At 69.1% G+C, this 21062-nt stretch carries 19 protein-coding genes; 18 read left to right on the top strand and 1 reads right to left on the bottom strand.

Translation table 11 applies throughout. The features are described 5' to 3' along the window. Positions 1–5 precede the first annotated feature (5 nt). From aroB to Q9R47_RS08080, 7 genes are all read left to right on the top strand, one after another. Positions 6–1265, top strand: coding sequence for a 3-dehydroquinate synthase (aroB, locus tag Q9R47_RS08050; RefSeq protein ID WP_311232681.1), 1260 nt, complete (start codon positions 6–8; stop codon positions 1263–1265). Between the two features lie 12 nt (positions 1266–1277). Then, complete coding sequence (locus tag Q9R47_RS08055; protein ID WP_311232682.1) at positions 1278–2627, top strand: deoxyguanosinetriphosphate triphosphohydrolase; 1350 nt, start codon at positions 1278–1280, stop codon at positions 2625–2627. A 126-nt stretch (positions 2628–2753) separates the two neighbouring features. Beyond that, positions 2754–3383 (top strand): DUF1415 domain-containing protein, encoded by a 630-nt coding sequence (locus Q9R47_RS08060; RefSeq protein WP_311232683.1) that lies wholly within the window; start codon positions 2754–2756, stop codon positions 3381–3383. Beyond that, positions 3380–4351, top strand: a complete 972-nt coding sequence (locus tag Q9R47_RS08065; RefSeq protein WP_311232684.1) for an SAM-dependent methyltransferase — start codon at positions 3380–3382, stop codon at positions 4349–4351. Before Q9R47_RS08060 ends, Q9R47_RS08065 begins: the two co-directional genes overlap by 4 nt. Positions 4352–4388: 37 nt before the next feature. After that, positions 4389–5096 (top strand): transposase, encoded by a 708-nt coding sequence (locus Q9R47_RS08070; RefSeq protein WP_311232685.1) that lies wholly within the window; start codon positions 4389–4391, stop codon positions 5094–5096. Between the two features lie 169 nt (positions 5097–5265). Further along, complete coding sequence (locus Q9R47_RS08075; RefSeq protein WP_311232686.1) at positions 5266–10008, top strand: glutamate synthase-related protein; 4743 nt, start codon at positions 5266–5268, stop codon at positions 10006–10008. A 57-nt stretch (positions 10009–10065) separates the two neighbouring features. Beyond that, positions 10066–11544 (top strand): glutamate synthase subunit beta, encoded by a 1479-nt coding sequence (locus tag Q9R47_RS08080; protein ID WP_311232687.1) that lies wholly within the window; start codon positions 10066–10068, stop codon positions 11542–11544. 123 nt (positions 11545–11667) lie between these two features. Here the strand turns inward: Q9R47_RS08080 and Q9R47_RS08085 are convergent, their stop codons facing one another. Beyond that, positions 11668–11952, bottom strand: a complete 285-nt coding sequence (locus tag Q9R47_RS08085; protein ID WP_127494898.1) for a hypothetical protein — start codon at positions 11950–11952, stop codon at positions 11668–11670. A 489-nt stretch (positions 11953–12441) separates the two neighbouring features. Here Q9R47_RS08085 and Q9R47_RS08090 point away from each other — a divergent pair, with 489 nt between their 5' ends. The 11 genes from Q9R47_RS08090 to Q9R47_RS08140 all read left to right on the top strand — a co-directional run bounded on the left by Q9R47_RS08090 (position 12442) and on the right by Q9R47_RS08140 (position 21058). Continuing rightward, positions 12442–13248, top strand: coding sequence for an amino acid ABC transporter substrate-binding protein (locus Q9R47_RS08090; RefSeq protein ID WP_311232688.1), 807 nt, complete (start codon positions 12442–12444; stop codon positions 13246–13248). Between the two features lie 194 nt (positions 13249–13442). Beyond that, entirely contained in the window at positions 13443–14096 is a 654-nt protein-coding gene (locus tag Q9R47_RS08095) for an amino acid ABC transporter permease (RefSeq protein ID WP_311232689.1), read from the top strand. Further along, complete coding sequence (locus Q9R47_RS08100) at positions 14086–14913, top strand: amino acid ABC transporter ATP-binding protein (RefSeq protein ID WP_404977117.1); 828 nt, start codon at positions 14086–14088, stop codon at positions 14911–14913. Before Q9R47_RS08095 ends, Q9R47_RS08100 begins: the two co-directional genes overlap by 11 nt. Before the next feature lie 208 nt (positions 14914–15121). Beyond that, positions 15122–15955 carry an ABC transporter ATP-binding protein gene (locus Q9R47_RS08105; RefSeq protein ID WP_311232690.1) on the top strand — a complete coding sequence of 278 codons (834 nt, stop codon included), beginning with the start codon at positions 15122–15124 and terminating at the stop codon, positions 15953–15955. Continuing rightward, positions 15952–16734 (top strand): lipid asymmetry maintenance ABC transporter permease subunit MlaE, encoded by a 783-nt coding sequence (mlaE, locus tag Q9R47_RS08110; protein ID WP_311232691.1) that lies wholly within the window; start codon positions 15952–15954, stop codon positions 16732–16734. The genes Q9R47_RS08105 and mlaE overlap by 4 nt, the downstream gene beginning before the upstream one ends. 48 nt (positions 16735–16782) lie before the next feature. After that, the gene (mlaD, locus tag Q9R47_RS08115) at positions 16783–17274 is read left to right on the top strand and encodes an outer membrane lipid asymmetry maintenance protein MlaD (RefSeq protein WP_311232692.1); all 492 of its coding nucleotides are present in this window, start codon (positions 16783–16785) and stop codon (positions 17272–17274) included. Continuing rightward, entirely contained in the window at positions 17271–18050 is a 780-nt protein-coding gene (locus tag Q9R47_RS08120; RefSeq protein WP_404977118.1) for a VacJ family lipoprotein, read from the top strand. The genes mlaD and Q9R47_RS08120 overlap by 4 nt, the downstream gene beginning before the upstream one ends. A 172-nt stretch (positions 18051–18222) precedes the next feature. Next, positions 18223–18879, top strand: coding sequence for an ABC transporter substrate-binding protein (locus Q9R47_RS08125; RefSeq protein WP_311232694.1), 657 nt, complete (start codon positions 18223–18225; stop codon positions 18877–18879). 22 nt (positions 18880–18901) lie between these two features. Further along, positions 18902–19198 carry an STAS domain-containing protein gene (locus Q9R47_RS08130; RefSeq protein ID WP_311232695.1) on the top strand — a complete coding sequence of 99 codons (297 nt, stop codon included), beginning with the start codon at positions 18902–18904 and terminating at the stop codon, positions 19196–19198. A gap of 130 nt (positions 19199–19328) precedes the next feature. After that, the gene (locus tag Q9R47_RS08135; protein WP_311232696.1) at positions 19329–20306 is read left to right on the top strand and encodes an ABC transporter ATP-binding protein; all 978 of its coding nucleotides are present in this window, start codon (positions 19329–19331) and stop codon (positions 20304–20306) included. Beyond that, entirely contained in the window at positions 20303–21058 is a 756-nt protein-coding gene (locus Q9R47_RS08140; RefSeq protein WP_311232697.1) for an ABC transporter permease, read from the top strand. Before Q9R47_RS08135 ends, Q9R47_RS08140 begins: the two co-directional genes overlap by 4 nt. Positions 21059–21062: the final 4 nt, after the last annotated feature.

Here is a 21062-nt window from a genome sequence, read left to right on the forward strand (position 1 = left end):
AGGGCATGACAGCCGACGCCCCGACCCCCTGCGACACCACCGACCGGGCCTCCCGGTCTCTGAGCCCTTCCGCGCCCGAGGCGGCCCCCCTGCGTTCCGGAGGGCTCCGCGCTGCCGGCACGGCGGCGGCGGCAGCAGCGGCCGGCGCAGCCGCCGATGGCACCTCAGCACGCGCCGCACGCGTCGAGATCGACCTGGGCGACCGCAGCTACGGCATCGAGATCGGGGCCGGCCTGCTGGGCGATGCGCGCACCTACGCGGGCCTGCCGCGGGCCACGCGGGCGCTGATCGTGACCAACGAGACGGTGGCGCCGCTCTATGCGGAGCCGCTGCGCGGCGCGCTGTCGGCCCACTACCCTGAAGTGCTGGTCGCCGTGCTGCCGGACGGCGAGGAACACAAGGACTGGACGACGCTGAACCGCATCTTCGACGCCCTGCTGTCGCAGGGCTGCGACCGCAAGACGGTGCTGTTCGCCCTGGGCGGCGGCGTGGTGGGCGACATGACGGGCTTCGCGGCCGCGAGCTACATGCGCGGCGTGCCGTTCGTGCAGGTGCCGACGACGCTGCTCGCGCAGGTGGATTCGTCGGTGGGCGGCAAGACGGCCATCAACCATCCCCTGGGCAAGAACATGATCGGGGCGTTCTACCAGCCGCAGCGGGTGGTGTGCGACCTGTCCACGCTCGCCACGCTGCCGGCCCGCGAGCTGAGCGCCGGGCTGGCCGAGGTGATCAAGTACGGCCCGATCGCCGACATGGAATTCATGGCGTGGCTCGATGGGCAGGTGGACGCGCTGCGTGCGGGCGATCACGCTGCACTGGCGCATGCGGTGCGCCGCAGCTGCGAGATCAAGGCCTGGGTGGTGGGGCAGGACGAACGCGAGGCCGGGTTGCGCGCCATCCTGAATTTCGGGCACACCTTCGGGCATGCGATCGAGGCCGGCATGGGCTACGGCGTGTGGCTGCACGGCGAAGGGGTCGGGGCCGGCATGGTGATGGCGGCCGAGCTGTCGCGCCGCCTGGGGCTGGTGGACGCTGACTTCACGGAGCGCCTGCGCCGCCTCGTCGAGCGCGCCGGGCTGCCCGTGCGGGGGCCGGTGCTCGATGCTGCGGACAACGCGGGTCGTTACCTCGAACTCATGCGGGTGGACAAGAAGGCCGAGGGCGGCGAGATCCGCTTCGTCGTCATCGACGGGCCGGGGCGCGCGGCGGTGCGGCCCGCGCCGGACGCGCTGGTGCGCGAGGTCGTGGACACCTGCTGCGCCTGAGCGATGCGGGACATGCGCGCGAACGCCGATGCCCTGGTCGCTGGCGGTGCCGCCGGCCGCGAGGCTCCGTCTCCCCTGGCTGCGTACGCGGACATCCCGGTGGGCGCCGCGGGCGAAGCCGCAGCCGCAGCCGCAGCCGCAGCCGCGGCTGCGGCCGAGGGGGCGGGGGAGAGCCTGCTCGCCCCGTACGCCTGCCATTCCGCTTCGACGCGCGGCCGCCGGCATGCGCAGGCCGCGGCGCCCACGCGCACCGAGTACCAGCGCGACCGCGACCGCATCGTGCATTCGACGGCGTTCCGGCGGCTGGTCTACAAGACGCAGGTGTTCCTCAACCACGAGGGGGACCTGTTCCGCACGCGGCTCACGCATTCGCTGGAGGTGGCGCAGCTGGGACGCTCCATCGCGCGGTCGCTGCGCATCAACGAGGACCTGGTGGAGGCGGTGTCGCTGGCCCACGACCTGGGCCATACACCCTTCGGCCACGCCGGGCAGGACGCGCTGAACGCCTGCATGGCGCCCCATGGCGGCTTCGAGCACAACCTGCAGAGCCTGCGCGTGGTCGATGCGCTGGAAGAGCGCTACCCCGACTACGACGGGCTGAACCTCACCTTCGAGACGCGCGAGGGCATCCTCAAGCACTGTTCGCGCGCGAATGCCGAGCGCCTGGAGGCGTCGGAGCCGGGCGGGGTGGGCGCGCGCTTCCTGCGCCGCGAGCAGCCCGGACTGGAGGCGCAGCTGTGCAACCTCGCCGACGAAATCGCCTACAACGCGCACGACATCGACGACGGCGTGCGCTCCGGCCTGATCACGCTGGCGCAGTTGCGCGAGGTGCCGCTCTTTGACCGCTTCCGGGCGGATGCCGAGCGCGAGCACCCGCACCTCGCCGCCCCGCAGGCCGAGCGCCGCCTGCTGCACGAGGCGATCCGCCGCATGCTCAGCGCGCAGGTGTACGACGTGATCGACGCCACCAGTGCCGCACTGGCCGACGCCGCGCCGCGTTCGGCGGACGAGGTGCGCCGCTTGCCGCCGCTGGTGGGCTTCAGCGCCGCCATGCGCGAGCAGTCGCAGGCGCTCAAGCGGTTCCTCTTCCAGAACCTCTACCGGCATCCGCAGGTGATGGAGACCACGGGCCGCGCGCAGCAGGTGGTGCGCGAGCTGTTCGGCATCTATGCGGCGCGGCCGGAGGAGATGAAGCACCGGTTCGCGGAACGGGCGGCGGATGCGCGGAACGCTGCCGTGGCGGCGGGAGCGGTCGCCGGACTGCCGCATGCGCGCACCGTGGCGGATTTCATCGCCGGCATGACGGATCGCTTCGCCGTGCGCGAGCACGAGCGGCTGACGGGGCAGCGCCTGCTGTCCTGAAGGGACCATGGCGCGCGGCCATCCCGCGGCCATGCCCGGCCCGCAGGGGGCCCTGCCGGCCTCCGGCGGGCCCGGCCGTGGGCGGCCCGATAAAATCGCGGGTTATCCCCCCCTGTGAAAGTCTCCATGAGCGAAATTCCCGCCGGCGCGGTGCCGCCTTCCGCCACCGCGTCCCCACCGCACCAGACCGTGATCGACGACATGGTCCGCTGGCTGGAGCGCGCGGTCATCGGGCTGAACCTGTGCCCGTTCGCCAAGTCCGTGCACGCCAAGGGCCAGATCCACTACGTGGTGAGCGACGCCGAGGACGCGCGCGCGCTCGCCGAAGACCTGCAGCGCGAGCTGGAGGCCCTGGCCGAGGCATCGCCGGAGCAGCGCGACACCACGCTGCTGATGGCGCCGCGCTGCATGGAGGATTTCCTCGACTTCAACGATTTCCTCGGGCTGGCGGACGATCTCGTCGAGGCGATGGACCTGGGCGGCATCCTGCAGGTGGCGTCGTTCCATCCGCGCTTCCAGTTCGCCGATACGGACGTGGACGACGTGGGCAACGCCACCAACCGGGCACCGTATCCCACCCTGCACCTGCTGCGCGAGGAAAGCATCGACCGCGCCGTCGAGGCCTTCCCGGAGGCGGAGGCGATCTTCGAGCGCAACATCGACGTGCTCGAGAAGCTGGGCGCCGACGGCTGGGCGGCGCTCGACGTGGGGCCGCGCTGCCCGGTGGCGCATGGCGGCACCCGGAGCGGGACATGAAGAAGACCGCCCGGGCTGCCGCGCAGGCGCAGAAGGCCCCGAAGGCCCCGGCTGCACGCGGCAGCGCAGGCCCGGCCGCGGACGCGCAGGTGCTGCAGGAGCTGCGGCCCGGCCAGTCCGTCGAATTGCTCAAGGAGCTGCACATCCTCACGCGCGAGGGGCGGCTCAACCAGGATTCGCGGCGCAAGCTCAAGCAGGTCTACCACCTGTTCCAGTTCATCGAACCGCTGCTGCGCGAGTTGTCGCAGGACGGGCACGCGCCCACGCTGGCGGACCATGGCGCGGGCAAGTCGTACCTGGGCTTCATCCTCTACGACCTGTTTTTCCGGGAGCTGGGCCGCGGCCACATCTACGGCATCGAGACGCGCGCCGAGCTGGTGGAGCGCTCGCAGGCGCTGGCGCAGCGCCTGGGCTTCGGGCGCATGTCGTTCCTCGCCCTGAGCGTGGCCGACTCCATGCAGGCGGATGCGCTGCCTGCGCGCTTCGACGTGGTGACGGCGCTGCATGCCTGCGATACCGCCACCGACGACGCCATCGCCTTCGGGCTGACCAAGCAGGCGCGCGCGATGGTGCTGGTGCCCTGCTGCCAGGCCGAGGTGGCGGCCTGCCTGCGGCAGCACAAGGCGCTGGCCCTGGCGCGCACACCCCTGGCCGAGCTGTGGCGGCATCCGCTGCACACGCGCGAGCTGGGCAGCCAGCTGACGAACGTGCTGCGCTGCCTGTACCTGGAGGCCAGCGGCTACCAGGTCACGGTGACGGAGCTGGTGGGCTGGGAGCACAGCATGAAGAACGAACTGATCGTGGCACGGTACACCGGCCAGCGCAAGCGCAGCGCGGCCGAGCGGCTGCGGGCGATCCTCTCCGAATTCGGGCTGGAGCGCGAACTCGGTCCGCGGTTCGGTCTGGCGGCGGCGGACGGCGGCCCTGCCGCGGCGTCCGCGCAAGGCACGCCCGACACTCCGGCCTGACGGTCCCTGCGGCCCGCGTACCGTTGCCGAACCTGCCATGGCCCGCCTCCCCCGACTGACCCTGCCCGGCTATCCACACCACGTGATCCACCGGGGCAACAACCGGCAGGCGGTGTTCGTGGACCGGCAGGACCGCGAAATGCTGCTCGAATCGCTCGTGGAACAGGCGCGTGCCTGCGACGTGGCCGTGCACGCCTACGTGCTGATGGACAACCATTTCCACCTGCTGGCCACGCCGCGCACGGCCGCGGGCCTGCCGCTGCTCATGCAGGCCGTGGGCCGCCGCTACGTGCGCGCCTTCAATCAGCGCCACGGGCGCACCGGGACGCTGTGGGAAGGGCGATACCGCTCCACCGTGCTCGATCCCGCGCGCTACCTGCTGGCGTGCATGGCCTATATCGACCTGAACCCGGTGCGCGCCGGCCTGGTGGCCGATCCTGCGGAGTACCCCTGGTCCAGCCATGCGCATGCGCTGGGCCTGCGGCCCGACCGGCTGGTGACCCCGCACGCGCTCTACTGGGCGCTGGGCAACACGCCGTTCGCACGCGAGGCTTCCTATGGGGCACTGGTACAGGCGGGGCTCGCGGAGCAGGAATGCCGGCGCATCACCGACGCGACGCTGTCGGGCTGGGCGCTCGGTGATGCGGATTTCGTGGCGGCCCTGCAGGCCCAGACAGCACGGCGTGTGACGAAAGCCCAGGCTGGGCGGCCACGCAAACCGATCTCCGGACTTTCGGACGTCTGAAAAAACAGCCAGATCGCCGTCCCATGCATCTTTTTGATGTGTCCCTTATTAATTGTTGATGAATTGGTTCGGGGAATAATTTGGTATCTGACCCTCATTAAAAATGCTTGCCCAGCATAACGTCATGCAATACGCTCGGGCTCCCCGCGATTTTTTTGAGGAGTGCGCCATGACGACGGCCGCCGAAATCCAGCACCTGCAACAGCACGGTTTGTATGCATCCGCCAACGAGCACGATGCGTGCGGCCTCGGCTTCGTAGCCCACATCAAGGGCGAGAAGCGCCATGACATCGTCACCCAGGCGCTGAAGATCCTCGAGAACATCGACCACCGCGGCGCCGTGGGTGCCGACAAGCTGATGGGCGACGGCGCCGGCATCCTGATCCAGATCCCGGACGCGCTCTACCGCGAAGAGATGGCCCGCCAGGGCGTCACGCTGCCGCCCGCCGGCGAATACGGCGTCGGCATGATCTTCCTGCCCAAGGAGCACGCATCCCGCCTCGCCTGCGAGCAGGAGATGGAGCGCGCCATCAAGGCCGAAGGCCAGGTGCTGCTCGGCTGGCGCGACGTGCCGGTGAACGTCGACATGCCGATGTCGCCCACCGTGCGCACCAAGGAGCCGATCCTGCGCCAGGTCTTCATCGGCCGCGGCAACGACGTGATCGTGCAGGACGCGCTCGAGCGCAAGCTGTACGTGATCCGCAAGACGGCCAGCGCCGCCATCCAGAGCCTGAAGCTCAAGCACAGCAAGGAATACTACGTTCCCAGCATGTCGAGCCGCACCGTGGTCTACAAGGGCCTGCTGCTGGCCGACCAGGTGGGCACCTACTACCTCGACCTGCAGGACCCGCGCTGCGTCTCGGCCATCGGCCTCGTGCACCAGCGCTTCTCCACCAACACCTTCCCCGAGTGGCCGCTCGCCCACCCGTACCGCTACGTGGCGCACAACGGCGAGATCAACACCGTCAAGGGCAACTACAACTGGATGCGCGCGCGCGAAGGCGTGATGGCCTCGCCCGTGCTGGGCCCGGACCTGAAGAAGCTCTACCCGATCAGCTTCGCGGACCAGTCCGACACCGCCACGTTCGACAACTGCCTCGAACTGCTGACCATGGCCGGCTACCCGATCAGCCAGGCCGTGATGATGATGATCCCCGAGCCGTGGGAGCAGCACGCCACGATGGACGGCCGCCGCCGCGCCTTCTACGAATACCACGCCGCGATGATGGAGCCCTGGGACGGCCCGGCCTCCATCGTGTTCACCGACGGCCGCCAGATCGGCGCCACGCTGGACCGCAACGGCCTGCGCCCCTCGCGCTACTGCGTGACCGACGACGACATCGTGATCCTGGCCTCCGAATCGGGCGTGCTGCCCGTGCCCGAGAACAAGATCGTGCGCAAGTGGCGCCTGCAGCCCGGCAAGATGCTCCTGATCGACCTCGAGCAGGGCCGCATGATCGACGACGACGAGTTGAAGGCCAACATCGTCAACACCAAGCCCTACAAGCAGTGGATCGAGAACCTGCGCATCAAGCTCGACAGCGTCGGCGGCGACGCGCCGGTCGCGCCGCTGCCGGCCGAGCTGCCGCTGCTGGACCGCCAGCAGGCCTTCGGCTACACGCAGGAAGACATCAAGTTCCTGATGGCGCCGATGGCGAAGAACGGCGAGGAAGGCATCGGCTCCATGGGCAACGACAGCCCGCTGGCCGTGCTCTCGGGCAAGAACAAGCCGCTCTACAACTACTTCAAGCAGCTCTTCGCGCAGGTGACCAACCCGCCGATCGACCCGATCCGCGAGGCGATCGTGATGTCGCTCGTGAGCTTCATCGGGCCGAAGCCGAACCTGCTGGACATCAACCAGGTGAACCCGCCGATGCGGCTCGAAGTGGGCCAGCCGGTGCTCGACTTCGCGGGCATGGCCAAGCTGCGCGACATCGAGCAGCACACGCAGGGCAAGTTCAAGAGCGCGGTGATCGACATCACCTACCCGCTGGACTGGGGCCGCGAGGGCGTTGAGGCCAAGCTGGCCTCGCTGTGCGCGCAGGCCGTGGACGCGATCAAGGGCGGCGCCAACATCCTGATCATCAGCGACCGCGCCGTGAGCGCGACGCAGGTGGCGATTCCCGCGCTGCTGGCGCTGTCGGCGATCCACCAGCACCTGGTGCGCGAAGGGCTGCGTACCACGGCCGGCCTGGTGGTGGAGACCGGCACGGCGCGCGAAGTGCACCACTTCGCCGTGCTCGCAGGCTACGGCGCCGAGGCCGTGCACCCCTACCTGGCCATGGAGACGCTGGCCGACATGCACAAGGACATGTCGGGCGACCTGTCGCCCGAGAAGGCCATCTACAACTACGTGAAGGCGATCGGCAAGGGCCTGTCGAAGATCATGTCCAAGATGGGCGTGTCCACGTACATGAGCTACTGCGGCGCGCAGCTGTTCGAGGCCATCGGCCTGAACACCGACACCATCGCCAAGTACTTCACCGGCACGGCCAGCCGCGTGGAGGGCATCGGCGTGTTCGAGATCGCCGAGGAAGCCATCCGCATGCACAAGGCCGCGTTCGGCGACGACCCGGTGCTGGAGACCATGCTGGACGCGGGCGGCGAGTACGCCTGGCGCGCGCGCGGCGAGGAGCACATGTGGAGCCCCGACGCGATCGCCAAGCTGCAGCATTCCACGCGCGCCAACAACTGGAACACGTACAAGGAATACGCGCAGATCATCAACGACCAGAGCCGCCGCCACATGACGCTGCGCGGCCTGTTCGAGTTCAAGTTCGACCCGGCCAAGGCGATCCCCGTGGAGCAGGTCGAATCGGCGAAGGACATCGTCAAGCGCTTCGCCACCGGCGCGATGTCGCTGGGCTCGATCTCCACCGAGGCGCACGCCACGCTGGCCGTGGCGATGAACCGCATCGGCGGCAAGAGCAACACCGGTGAGGGCGGCGAGGATGCCGCGCGCTACCGCCAGGAGCTGAAGGGCATCCCGATCAGGCAGGGCGACACGCTCAAGTCCGTGATCGGCGCCGCCAACGTCGAGGTCGATCTTCCGCTGCAGGACGGCGACTCGCTGCGCTCGCGCATCAAGCAGGTGGCTTCGGGCCGCTTCGGCGTCACGGCCGAGTACCTGTCGTCGGCCGACCAGATCCAGATCAAGATGGCCCAGGGCGCCAAGCCCGGCGAAGGCGGCCAGCTGCCCGGCGGCAAGGTGTCCGACTACATCGGCAAGCTGCGCCACAGCGTGCCGGGCGTGGGCCTGATCTCGCCGCCGCCGCACCACGACATCTACTCGATCGAGGACCTGGCGCAGCTGATCCACGACCTGAAGAACGTGGCGCCGCACGCCGACATCTCGGTCAAGCTGGTGTCCGAAGTGGGCGTGGGCACGATCGCGGCCGGCGTGGCCAAGTGCAAGAGCGACCACGTGGTGATCGCCGGCCACGATGGCGGCACGGGCGCGTCGCCCTGGTCGTCCATCAAGCACGCGGGATCGCCCTGGGAGATCGGCCTGGCCGAGACCCAGCAGACCCTGGTGCTGAACCGCCTGCGCGGCCGCATTCGCGTGCAGGCCGACGGCCAGATGAAGACCGGCCGCGACGTCGCCATCGGCGCGCTGCTGGGCGCCGACGAGTTCGGCTTCGCCACCGCGCCGCTGGTGGTGGAGGGCTGCATCATGATGCGCAAGTGCCACCTGAACACCTGCCCGGTGGGCGTGGCCACGCAGGACCCGGTGCTGCGCCAGAAGTTCTCGGGCAAGCCCGAGCACGTGGTGAACTACTTCTTCTTCGTCGCCGAGGAAGTGCGCCAGATCATGGCGCAGCTGGGCATCGCCAGGTTCGACGACCTGATCGGCCGCACCGACCTGCTCGACATGCGCGCCGGCATCGCGCACTGGAAGGCGCGCGGCCTCGATTTCGGCCGCCTGTTCGCCCAGCCGCAGGTGCCCGCCGACGTGCCCCGCTTCCACGTGGACACGCAGGACCACAACATCGAGCACACGCTGGACCGCAAGCTCATCGAGCGCAGCCGGCCGGCCATCGAGAAGGGCGAGCGCGTGCAGTTCATCGAAGTGGCGCGCAACGTGAACCGTTCCGTGGGCGCGATGCTCTCGGGTGCGGTGACGCGCGAGCACCCCGAGGGCCTGCCCGACGACACCATCCGCATCCAGCTCGAAGGCACGGGCGGGCAGTCGTTCGGCGCGTTCCTGACGCGCGGCATCACGCTCTACCTGATCGGCGACGCCAACGACTACACCGGCAAGGGCCTCTCGGGCGGCCGCGTGATCGTGCGCCCGAGCATCGACTTCCGCGGCGACACCACGCGCAACACCATCGTGGGCAACACGGTGATGTACGGCGCCACCACCGGCGAGGCCTTCTTCGGCGGCGTGGCGGGCGAGCGCTTCGCGGTGCGCCTCTCCGGCGCCTCCGCGGTGGTGGAAGGCACGGGCGACCATGGCTGCGAGTACATGACGGGCGGCACGGTGGTGGTGCTCGGCAAGACGGGGCGCAACTTCGCGGCCGGCATGAGCGGCGGCGTGGCCTACGTCTACGACGAGGACGGCCTGTTCCACACGCGCTGCAACCTGTCGATGGTCACGCTGGACCGCATCGTGCCCTCCGACGAGCAGATGGCGACCACCCACGCCGGCATCTGGCACCGCGGCCAGACCGACGAGGCGCAGCTCAAGAAGATGCTGGAGGACCACAACCGCTGGACCGGCAGCAAGCGTGCGCGCGAACTGCTGGACAACTGGGCGGCCTCGCGGGCGAAGTTCGTGAAGGTGTTCCCCACCGAGTACAAGCGCGCGCTGTCCGAGATCCACGAACGCAAGGCGCTGCAGGAGCCGCCCACCCCGCCGGTGGCCGCTCCCGAGCAGGAGAAGGCGCGTGCCGCGGTGCCTGCCAAGTAAGGCCGCACGCACCGACGACGCACCGCTTCGCACCCCACAACGACAGGACACGCAATCATGGGAAAGACCACCGGCTTCATGGAATACGAGCGCATCGAGGAGGGCTACAAGCCCGTCACCGAGCGCCTGAAGCACTACAAGGAATTCGTCATCGGCCTGGACGAGACGCAGGCCAAGCTGCAGGGCGCGCGCTGCATGGACTGCGGCACGCCGTTCTGCAACAGCGGCTGCCCGGTCAACAACATCATTCCGGACTTCAACGACCTGGTTTACCAGCAGGACTGGAAAAGCGCCTGGGCGGTGCTGGACTCGACCAACAACTTCCCCGAGTTCACGGGCCGCATCTGCCCCGCGCCCTGCGAGGCCGCCTGCGTGCTGAACGTGAACGACGACCCGGTGGGCATCAAGTCCATCGAGCACGCGATCATCGACCGCGCCTGGGCCGAGGGCTGGGTGAAGCCGCGCCCGGCCAAGCACAAGACCGGCAAGAAGGTGGCCGTGGTGGGTTCCGGCCCCGCGGGCATGGCGGCCGCCCAGCAGCTCGCGCGCGCCGGCCACGACGTGACGCTCTTCGAGAAAAACGACCGCATCGGCGGCCTCCTGCGCTACGGCATTCCCGACTTCAAGATGGAGAAGTCGCACATCGACCGCCGCGCCGAGCAGATGCGGGCCGAGGGCGTCACCATCCGCACCGGCGTGTTCGTGGGCGCGGCCAAGGACGGCCTGGGCAAGGGCTCCAAGGTCACCAACTGGGCCAAGGACACCGTCACGCCCGAGCAACTGCAGCAGGAGTTCGACGCCGTGCTGCTGGCCGGCGGCGCCGAGCAGAGCCGTGACCTGCCCGTGCCGGGCCGCGAGCTGGACGGCGTGCATTTCGCGATGGAGTTCCTGCCCCAGCAGAACAAGGTGAACGCGGGCGACAAGCTCAAGGGCCAGCTGCGCGCGGATGGCAAGCACGTCATCGTGATCGGCGGCGGCGACACCGGCAGCGACTGCGTGGGCACGAGCAACCGCCACGGCGCCGCGAGCGTGACGCAGTTCGAGCTGATGCCCCAGCCGCCCGAGGTGGAGAACCGCCCGCTGACCTGGCCCTACTGGCCCTACAAGCTGCGCACCAGCTCCAGCCACGAAGAGGGCTGCGAGCGCGAGTTCGCCATCGCCACGAAGGAATTCATCGGCGAGAAGGGCAAGGTCACGGGCCTGAAGACGGTGCGCGTGGAGTGGAAGGACGGCAAGATGGTCGAAGTGGCCGGCTCCGAGCAGACGCTCAAGGCCGACCTCGTGCTGCTGGCCATGGGCTTCGTCGCTCCGGTGTCGCCCGTGCTGGAAGCCTTCGGCGTCGAGAAGGATGCCCGCGGCAACGCCCGCGCCAGCACCGACTTCACCGGCGGCTACACGACCAACGTGCCCAAGGTGTTCGCGGCCGGCGACATGCGCCGCGGCCAGTCGCTGGTGGTCTGGGCCATCCGCGAAGGCCGGCAGGCCGCGCGCGCGGTGGACGAATTCCTGATGGGGTATTCGGACCTGCCGCGCTGAGCGGCCGGCTGCCGTGGCCGCCGGTTCCGGCGGGGCACGGGCAGTAAAAGCGAACGGCGCCCCGAGGGGCGCCGTTTCTTTTGAAGGCCTCGACGGCAGGGCGGATGTGCCGCCCAGGCCGTGTCAGGGCGTGACCGTGATGATCTGGTCGAGGTGCGGATCACCGCTCGGGGGCTGGTGCGCATGGATCTTCACCACGCGCTGAGCCGCCTGGGGCGCCACGGGCTGGCCCTTGGCGAGGAAGGAGTAGTTGGTGCCGTTGACCACCTGCGTGGCGAAGGCGAGGGCCGTGTACTTCACGCCGATCAGCTTGCCTGCGGTGGCCTCGAAGACCTTCTTGGCCTCGGGCGTGAGGTCGAAGTGGAAGGGCGTCCAGCCGCCGGGCACGGTGTTGTTGGTGGTGGTCATGTCGATTCCTCTCTGGGTCGGGCGCTGAAATGGTGGCCGCCGGTGACGTGCGCACCTTGCGTTCTCCGGCGGCGCGGGGTGCGGCCCGATCCGTACCGGGTCCTTTCTTTTCCGCAACGCAGATTCTGAAGAGGATTGTTTCTTCCTCGCGAAGCCGTGGCCTTAAGCGTTCTGAATCGTCCTGAAGGCCCCGGAATACGCGGGCGGCATCACGCCCCTGGCGCCGCGCATGCACCGTTTTGGCGCGGGACTGCGCGATCGGGGACAATACGGGCCGGATCGGGCGCTGCGGCCCGCATCCGACGGCCCGCCAGCGGGCCGTGCGAATGCCGCGGCGCCACGCCGCCGTGCCGGTTTCGCCCGGGGTCACCAGGCCGTGGAGCCCGTTCCCGGTGCGCGCGCGCCGCAAGGCCCGTCCCGCTGTTCGTCGTTCATTTTTCCTCGTTTCCCCTCGCCAGAGCCGGCCCTGCGCCGGTCGTGTCCATCGCCATGAAGAAAATCGCCGCCATTGCCCTGATGTCCCTGGGTGCCCTGCTCGCCGCCTGCGGCAAGAACGAGAGCGCGCAGCCCACCGCTGCCGCCACGCCCGCGACGCCTCCCGCCGCCGTCGCGAAGATCGTGGTCGGCCTGGACGACAACTTCCCGCCGATGGGCTTCCGCGACGAGAAGAACCAGCTCGTGGGCTTCGATATCGACATGGCCCGCGAGGCCGCCAAGCGCATGGGCGTGGAGGTGGAGTTCAAGCCGATCGACTGGAGCGCCAAGGAGGCCGAACTCTCCGGCAAGCGCGTGGATGCGCTCTGGAACGGCCTCACCATCACCGAAGAGCGCAAGCAGAACATCGCCTTCACCGCGCCCTACATGGAGAACCACCAGATCGTCGTCGTGGCCGCCAGCTCCCCGATCAAGACCAAGGCCGATCTCGCCGGCAAGGTCGTGGGCGCGCAGGACGGCAGCAGCGCCGTCGATGCCGTGAAGAAGGAAGACGCCGTCTTCAAATCGTTCAAGGAATTCAAGACCTTCGGCGACAACGTGACCGCGCTCATGGACCTCTCCACCGGCCGCCTGGAGGCCGTGGTGGTGGACGAGGTGGTGGGCCGCTACTACGTCGCCAAGAAGCCGCAGGACTACGCGGTGCTGGACGAGCATTTCGGCACCGAGGAATACGGCGTGGGCGTGCGCAAGGGCGACACCGCCCTGCAGGGCCGCCTCGACAAGGCGCTCGCCGACATGAAGCAGGACGGCGCCGCGGCCACGATCGCGACGCAGTGGTTCGGCAAGAACATCATCAAATAACTGGCGCGCATCCCCCTGAGCGGCTTCGCCGCTTCCCCCTTCTCTCGCATCGCTGCGCGATGCGGGAAGGGGGACGCAGCCGGCGCTGCGGGGCGGCCCTTGCGCGGCTGCCGCTGGCCCTTGGCCGCGCCAGTGCCTGGGCCTTTGACCTTGCTGGCTGCCGCCGTTTAGCCATGGATTCTCGTAGCTCGTAGATGGATTACGTTCTTTCACTTCTGGGGCCGCTGGCGCAGGGCGCGACGGTCACGCTGAAGCTCTTCGCGATCACGCTGGTGCTGGCGGTGCCGCTCGGGCTGGCGCTGGCGCTGGCGCGGTTGTCGCGCTGGGGGCTGCTGTCGGGGCTGGTCAACGGCTACATCTGGCTGATGCGCGGCACGCCGCTGATGCTGCAGATGCTGTTCATCTATTTCGCGCTGCCGTTCGTGCCGGTGATCGGCGTGCGGCTGCCGGATTTCCCCGCGGCGGTGGTGGCGTTCGCGCTGAACTACGCGGCCTACTTCGCCGAGATCTTCCGCGCGGGCATCCAGTCGATCGACCGCGGCCAGTACGAGGCCGCCAAGGTGCTGGGCATGACGTACGGGCAGACGATGCGGCGCATCGTGCTGCCGCAGATGGTGCGCCGCATCCTGCCGCCCATGAGCAATGAGACCATCACGCTGGTCAAGGACACGTCGCTCATCTACGTGCTGGCCCTGAACGACCTGCTGCGCGCCGCGCGCGGCATCGTGCAGCGCGATTTCACGACCACGCCCTTCCTCGTGGCCGCCGCCTTCTATCTCGTGATGACCCTGGTGCTGACCTGGGGCTTCCAGCGCCTGGAGCGCCGCTATGCCCGCCATGACGCCTGACCTTTCCGCCCCCGCTGCCGGTGCCGGTGCCGGTGCCGGTGCCGGTGCATCCGCCGGCGTGCCCATGATCGAGGCGCGCGGCCTGCACAAGGCCTTCGGCGGCGTGCCCGTGCTGCGGGACGTGTCGCTCACTCTGGGCCGCGGCGAGACCGTGGCCGTGATCGGCCCCTCGGGCTCGGGCAAGAGCACCTTCCTGCGCTGCCTGAACCATCTGGAGACCATCGACCGCGGCCACATCGCCATCGAAGGCGACACGCTCGCGACGACCGATGCCGGGGGGCGCTGCCGCTACGTGCCCGATGCCGAGGTGCGCCGCATCGGCCGCCGCATGGGGATGGTGTTCCAATCGTTCAACCTGTTCCCGCACCTCACCGTGCTGGAGAACGTCATCGAGGCGCCCATGGTGGTCAAGGGCGTGTCCCGCCAGGCCGCCGTGCCGCCCGCGCAGGCGCTGCTCGCGAAGGTGGGGCTGCTGGAGAAGCAGGACAGCTACCCCGGCCGGCTGTCGGGCGGTCAGAAGCAGCGCGTGGCCATCGCCCGTGCGCTGGCCATGGAGCCGGACATCCTGCTCTTCGACGAGCCCACTTCGGCGCTCGACCCGGAACTGACCGGCGAGGTGCTGCGCACCATGCGCGCGCTGGCCCGGGAACGCATGACCATGCTGGTCGTCACGCACGAGATGGGCTTCGCGCGCGAGGTGGCGAACCGGGTGGTATTCATGGACCAGGGCGAGATCATCGAGGCCGCGCCGGCGGCGGAGTTCTTCGCTACCCCGCGGCATGCGCGAACGCAGGCCTTTCTTCGCAGCATGCTGTGACGCGGACGCCACAGCCCGGGATACTGGGTGGCCGGATCTGCTTCAGCGCGCACCCGGTATCGTTTGGTTGCTCTTGAAAGCATAGCAGGCAGCCGAGGGTGTTTCCAGCAAACATGCATGCATGTATGTTTGCGTTACCATCGCTCGCACGTCCCGCGGCCGCAGCCGCGACAATCACGCATCCACCCGCATTCATCCCCTCTCCCGCATGTCCGAAACCCCCCTGGTCGAGCTGCGCAACGTCACGTTCTCGTATGGCGATCGACCGATCCTGCGCGACGTGTCGCTGCGCATCCCGCGCGGCAAGGTGACGGCGCTCATGGGCGCGTCCGGTGGCGGCAAGACGACGGTGCTGCGCCTCATCGGCGGGCAGCACCTGGCGCAGCAGGGCGAGGTGCTGGTGAACGGCCAGGACGTGGCGCGCATGGACCGCGACCAGCTCTACGCCGCGCGCCGGCGCATGGGCATGCTGTTCCAGTTCGGCGCGCTCTTCACCGACATGACCGTGTTCGAGAACGTGGCCTTCCCGCTGCGCGAGCACACCGATCTTTCGGAAGCGCTGGTACGCGACATCGTGCTCATGAAGCTGCAGGCCGTGGGCCTGCGCGGCGCGCGCGACCTGATGCCGAGCCAGATCTCGGGCGGCATGGCGCGCCGCGTGGCCCTGGCGCGGGCCATCGCGCTCGATCCCGAACTGATCCTCTACGACGAGCCCTTCGCGGGGCTTGACCCGATCTCGCTCGGCACGGCGGCGCAGCTGATCCGGCAGATGAACGACTCCATGGGTCTCACCACGCTCGTCGTCTCGCACGACGTGGAGGAGACCTTCCGTGTGGCGGACCACGTGGTCATCCTCGGGCCCGGCGTGGTGGCGGCCCAGGGCTCGCCCGAGGAAGTGCGCGCCAGCACCGATCCGCTGGTGCACCAGTTCGTGCACGCGCTGCCCACCGGCCCCGTCCCGTTCCATTACCCCGGCCCCTCGGTGGCCGACGATTTCGGCCCGCTCGGCACGGGCGACGCCACGGGCGGAGGTGCGCGATGAGCTGGTGGAAACCTTCCGACGCCGGCTTCGCCACGCGCCGCCTGCTCGCGGACATCGGCCGGGCGACCCGCCTGTTCGCACGCCTCGTGGGCCTGGTCGGCCCGACGCTGCAGCGCTTCGGCCTGGTGCGCGACCAGCTGCACTTCCTGGGCAACTATTCCCTGTCGATCATCGCCATCTCGGGCCTCTTCGTGGGCTTCGTGCTGGGACTGCAGGGCTACTACACGCTGCAGCGCTACGGCTCCTCGCAGGCGCTCGGGCTGCTCGTGGCGCTCGCGCTGGTGCGCGAGCTCGGGCCCGTGGTGTCGGCGCTGCTCTTCGCGGGCCGCGCGGGCACCTCGCTCACCGCCGAGATCGGCCTGATGCGCGCGGGCGAGCAGCTGTCGGCCATGGAGATGATGGCCGTCGACCCGGTGCGCCGCATCCTCGCGCCGCGCTTCTGGGCCGGGGTGATCGCCATGCCCCTGCTGGCGGCCGTGTTCAGCGCGGTCGGCGTGCTCGGGGGCTGGGTCGTCGGCGTGGTCATGCTCGGCGTGGACGGCGGCGCCTTCTGGGGCCAGATGCAGGGCGGGGTGGACGTCTGGGCGGACGTGGGCAACGGCGTCCTCAAGAGCTTCGTCTTCGGCGTCACCGTCACCTTCGTCGCGCTGCTGCAGGGCTTCGTCGCCAAGCCCACGCCCGAGGGCGTGTCGCGTGCCACCACGCGCACCGTGGTGATGGCCTCGCTCACGGTGCTGGGGCTGGACTTCCTGCTCACCGCGTGGATGTTCAGCTTCTGACGCGTGCCGCCCCCCCGCCAACCCCTTCCAAGAGAAACGAAACACACCATGCAGCACTCCAAGAACGATGTCTGGGTCGGCCTGTTCGTCCTGCTGGGCGGCGCGGCCCTGCTTTTCCTCGCCCTGCAGTCCGCCAACCTGCTGCGCCTGCAGTGGCGCACGGGCTACCACGTCACGGCGCTGTTCGACAACATCGGCGGCCTGAAGCCCCAGTCCGCGGTGCGCAGCGCCGGGGTGGTGGTGGGGCGCGTGCAGTCCATCACCTTCGACGACAAGACCTTCCAGGCCCAGGTCGCGCTGGAGCTGGACAAGCGCTATGCCTTCCCCAAGGACAGCTCGCTCAAGATCCTGACCAGCGGCCTGCTGGGCGACCAATACATCGGCATCCAGGCGGGTGCCGACGAGAAAAACCTCGCCGAGGGCGACCGCATCACCTCCACGCAATCCGCGGTGGTGCTGGAAAACCTCATCGGCCAGTTCCTCTACGGCAAGGCCGAGGAGAGCGGCGGCGGGGCCTCTGCTTCGGGTAGCAAGAAATGACGACAACAATGAACCCCCTGTTTTCCCTCTCCCGCGCAACGTCCCTGCGCGGCAGCGCCGGCGTCCTGGCCGCGGCCTGCCTGCTCGCCGGGTGCGCCACCGGCCCGGATGCGAATCCGCGCGATCCGTTCGAGCCCTACAACCGCGGCATGACGCGGTTCAACGACAAGGTCGACGACGTCCTGCTGCGCCCCGTGGCCACGGCCTATACCGAGGTGACGCCGCGCCTGGTGCGCACCGGCGTGAGCAACTTCTTCGCCAACCTCGGCGACCTCTGGTCGTTCGTGAACAACGCGCTGCAGCTGCAGGGCGAGGGCGCGCTCAACAGCATCGCGCGCTTCAGCGCGAACACCGTGTTCGGCCTCGGCGGCGTGCTCGACATCGCGACCGAGATGGGCATCGACCGCTCCAAGCAGGACTTCGGCCTCACGCTGGGCCGCTGGGGCGTGCCCACCGGGCCGTACCTGGTGCTGCCGCTGCTCGGGCCCTCCACCGTGCGCGACACCATCGCGCTGCCGGTGGACGCCAAGGGCAACCTGATCACCTACGTCGATCCGGTCTCCGACCGCAATGCGCTCTATGCGCTGCGCGTCGTGGACACCCGCGCCAATCTGCTGCGCGCGAGCTCCGTGCTGAGCGCGGCCGCGCTCGACCGGTACAGCTTCACGCGCGACGCCTACCTGCAGGTGCGCAGCCAGGCCGTGCAGACCGACAGGCGCGGCGAGGAACGCTACGACGAGGACGCGGGCAAGCTGCCCCCCGAGCCCGCACGCTGACGCCGCGCGCGCCACGGCGCGGACGGCATGCCCCGTGGCGCACGCCCGCGGGCGCGGTTGCAGTTGCTTGCATCCGTGCACGCGCCAGACGCACGCCCGCCCGGTGTCCGGGCAAGAATGCAGCATGACCGATGCTTTCCCCGACGGAAAGCATCCCTGAAAGGAACAGAACATGACGATGAGCCGACGAACCCTGGGCCAGGCCGCCCTGTGCACCGCCGCCGTGCTGTGGCTGGGCGTGCCGGTGGCCGCCCTGGCCGCCGACGAAGCGCCGGACGAGCTGATCAAGCGCCTGTCCACCGACGTGCTGAACACGGTGCGCAGCGACAAGAACATCAAGGCCGGCGACGTGAACAAGATCACCGCGCTGGTCGACAAGACCATCCTGCCGCACGTGAACTTCCGCCGCATGACCGCCGCCGCCGTGGGCCCGGCCTGGCGCCAGGCCACGCCGCAGCAGCAGGCCCGCCTGCAGGACGAGTTCAAGTCCCTGCTGGTGCGCACCTACTCGGGCGCCCTGAGCCAGGTCAACGATCTTTCCATCCAGGTCAAGCCGCTGCGCGCCGGCGCCGGCGAAACCGATGTGCTCGTGCGCTCCGAGATCCTGGGCCGCGGCGACCCCGTCCAACTGGACTACCGCCTGGAGAAGACCCCCGGCGATGCCGCGGGCTGGAAGATCTACAACCTGAACGTGATGGGCGTCTGGCTGGTGGAGACCTACCGCACCCAGTTCGCGCAGGAGATCAATGCCAAGGGCATCGATGGCCTGATCGAGTCGCTGGCGGCCCGCAACAAGGCCAACGCCGCGGGCACCGGCAAGGCCGGCTGACCGCCTTCCGGCACGCACTGCCATGCTGGTCCTTCCCACCGAACTGACCCACCGGCAGGCCGAGGCCTGCCTGCGGATGCTGCTGCAGGGGCTCAAGGCGCACCGCGACGAGATCCTCGTCGTGGATGCCGCGCCGCTCGCGACGTTCGACTCCTCGGCCCTGGCGGTGCTGCTCGAGTGCCGCCGCGCCACGCTGCTGGAGAACCGGCGCTTCGAGGTGAAGGGCCTGCCCGAGGGGCTGGCGAAGCTGGCGGGGTTGTATGGGGTCGGTGAGCTGCTGACGGCATCGCCCTCCGAGGCCGTGGCCCAGCCGTCCTGAGCGCGGCTGCCGTGGGACGGCTGCCCCGCGGGACCCTCACGGCCTGTTTTTCCGGTGCTCCAGAGCGCCAGCGCGGGCAAGACCGCCAGCCGGCACGCAAGCGGGCGAAACCTTAGAATCTCCCGCTTCCATGCCTGCAGTCTCCTTCCAGTCCGTTTCCAAGACCTACGACACGCCCAAAGGGCCGTTCCAGGCGCTCGATGGCGTGAGCCTCGACATCGAGGAGGGCGAGTTCTTCGGCCTGCTCGGGCCCAACGGTGCCGGCAAGACCACGCTCATCAGCATCCTGGCGGGCCTCGCGCGCGCCTCGGGCGGGCGGGTGCTGGTGCAGGGCAGCGACGTGCTCGCCGACTATGCCGAGGCGCGCCGCAAGCTCGGCATCGTGCCGCAGGAGATCGTCTTCGACCCGTTCTTCAACGTGCGCGAGGCGCTGCGCATCCAGTCCGGCTATTTCGGCGTGAAGAACAACGACGCCTGGATCGACGAACTGCTCGAGAGCCTGGGCCTCGCCGACAAGGCCACGTCCAACATGCGCCAGCTGTCCGGGGGCATGAAGCGCCGCGTGCTGGTGGCGCAGGCGCTGGTGCACAAGCCGCCCATCATCGTGCTGGACGAACCGACGGCGGGCGTCGACGTCGAACTGCGCCAGACGCTGTGGCAGTTCGTCGCACGGCTCAACAAGGCCGGCCACACCGTGCTGCTCACCACCCATTACCTGGAAGAGGCCGAAGCGCTCTGCCAGCGCATCGCGATGCTCAAGCGCGGCCGGATGGTGGCGCTCTCGACCACGTCCGAGCTGCTGCAGGCGGCCTCCACGAACGTGCTGCGCTTCAAGACCGACGATGCGCTGCCGCCGGCGCTGGCCGGCGCCGCGCGCGTCACCGGCCGCGTGGTGCAACTGCCCGCGCAGGACGCGGCAGACATCGAGCGCATCCTCTCCGGGCTGCGGGCCGCCGGCGTCGGCGTGCACGACGTGGAGATCCGCAAGGCGGACCTGGAGGACGTGTTCCTGAATCTCATGGCCGAGGGGCGCTACCCCGATCCGGCGCGCGAACCGGTCCCGCCGGACGAGCCCGCGGAAACGCCCGAAGGCGGGGTGCGGCTATGACCGGCTGGCAGACCCTGTTCTACAAGGAGGTGCTGCGGTTCTGGAAGGTGAGCTTCCAGACCATCGCGGCGCCGGTGCTCACGGCCGTGCTCTACCTGCTGATCTTCGGCCACGTGCTCGAAGACCACGTGAAGGTCTATGACCGCCTGAGCTATACCGCCTTCCTGGTGCCCGGGCTCGTGATGATGAGCGTGCTGCAGAACGCGTTCGCCAACAGCTCGTCGAGCCTCATCCAGAGCAAGATCATGGGCAACCTGGTGTTCGTGCTGCTCACGCCGCTGTCGCACTGGTCCTGGTTCTTCGCGTACGTGGGCTCGTCGGTGGTGCGCGGGTTGGCGGTGGGGCTGGGCGTGTTCATCGCCACGCTGGGCTTCGCGCGGCCGGAATTCGCCGCGCCGCTCTGGATCGTGGCGTTCGCGCTCCTGGGCGCGGCGCTGCTCGCCACGCTGGGGCTGATCGCCGGGCTCTGGGCCGACAAGTTCGACCAGATGGCGGCCTTCCAGAATTTCATCATCGTGCCGATGACCTTCCTCTCGGGCGTGTTCTATTCCATCCAGTCGCTGCCGCCCTTCTGGCAGACGGTGAGCCACCTGAACCCGTTCTTCTACATGATCGACGGCTTCCGCTACGGCTTCTTCGGGCAGAGCGACGCCTCGCCGTGGCTCAGCCTGGCCATCGTGGGCAGCGCATGGCTCGCGGTGAGCGCGCTGGCCGTGCACCTGCTGCGCACCGGCTACAAAATCCGTCATTGATCCC

Source organism: Acidovorax sp. PRC11, assembly GCF_031844105.1.
In the GTDB taxonomy this organism is placed as follows: Bacteria; Pseudomonadota; Gammaproteobacteria; order Burkholderiales; family Burkholderiaceae_C; genus Paracidovorax.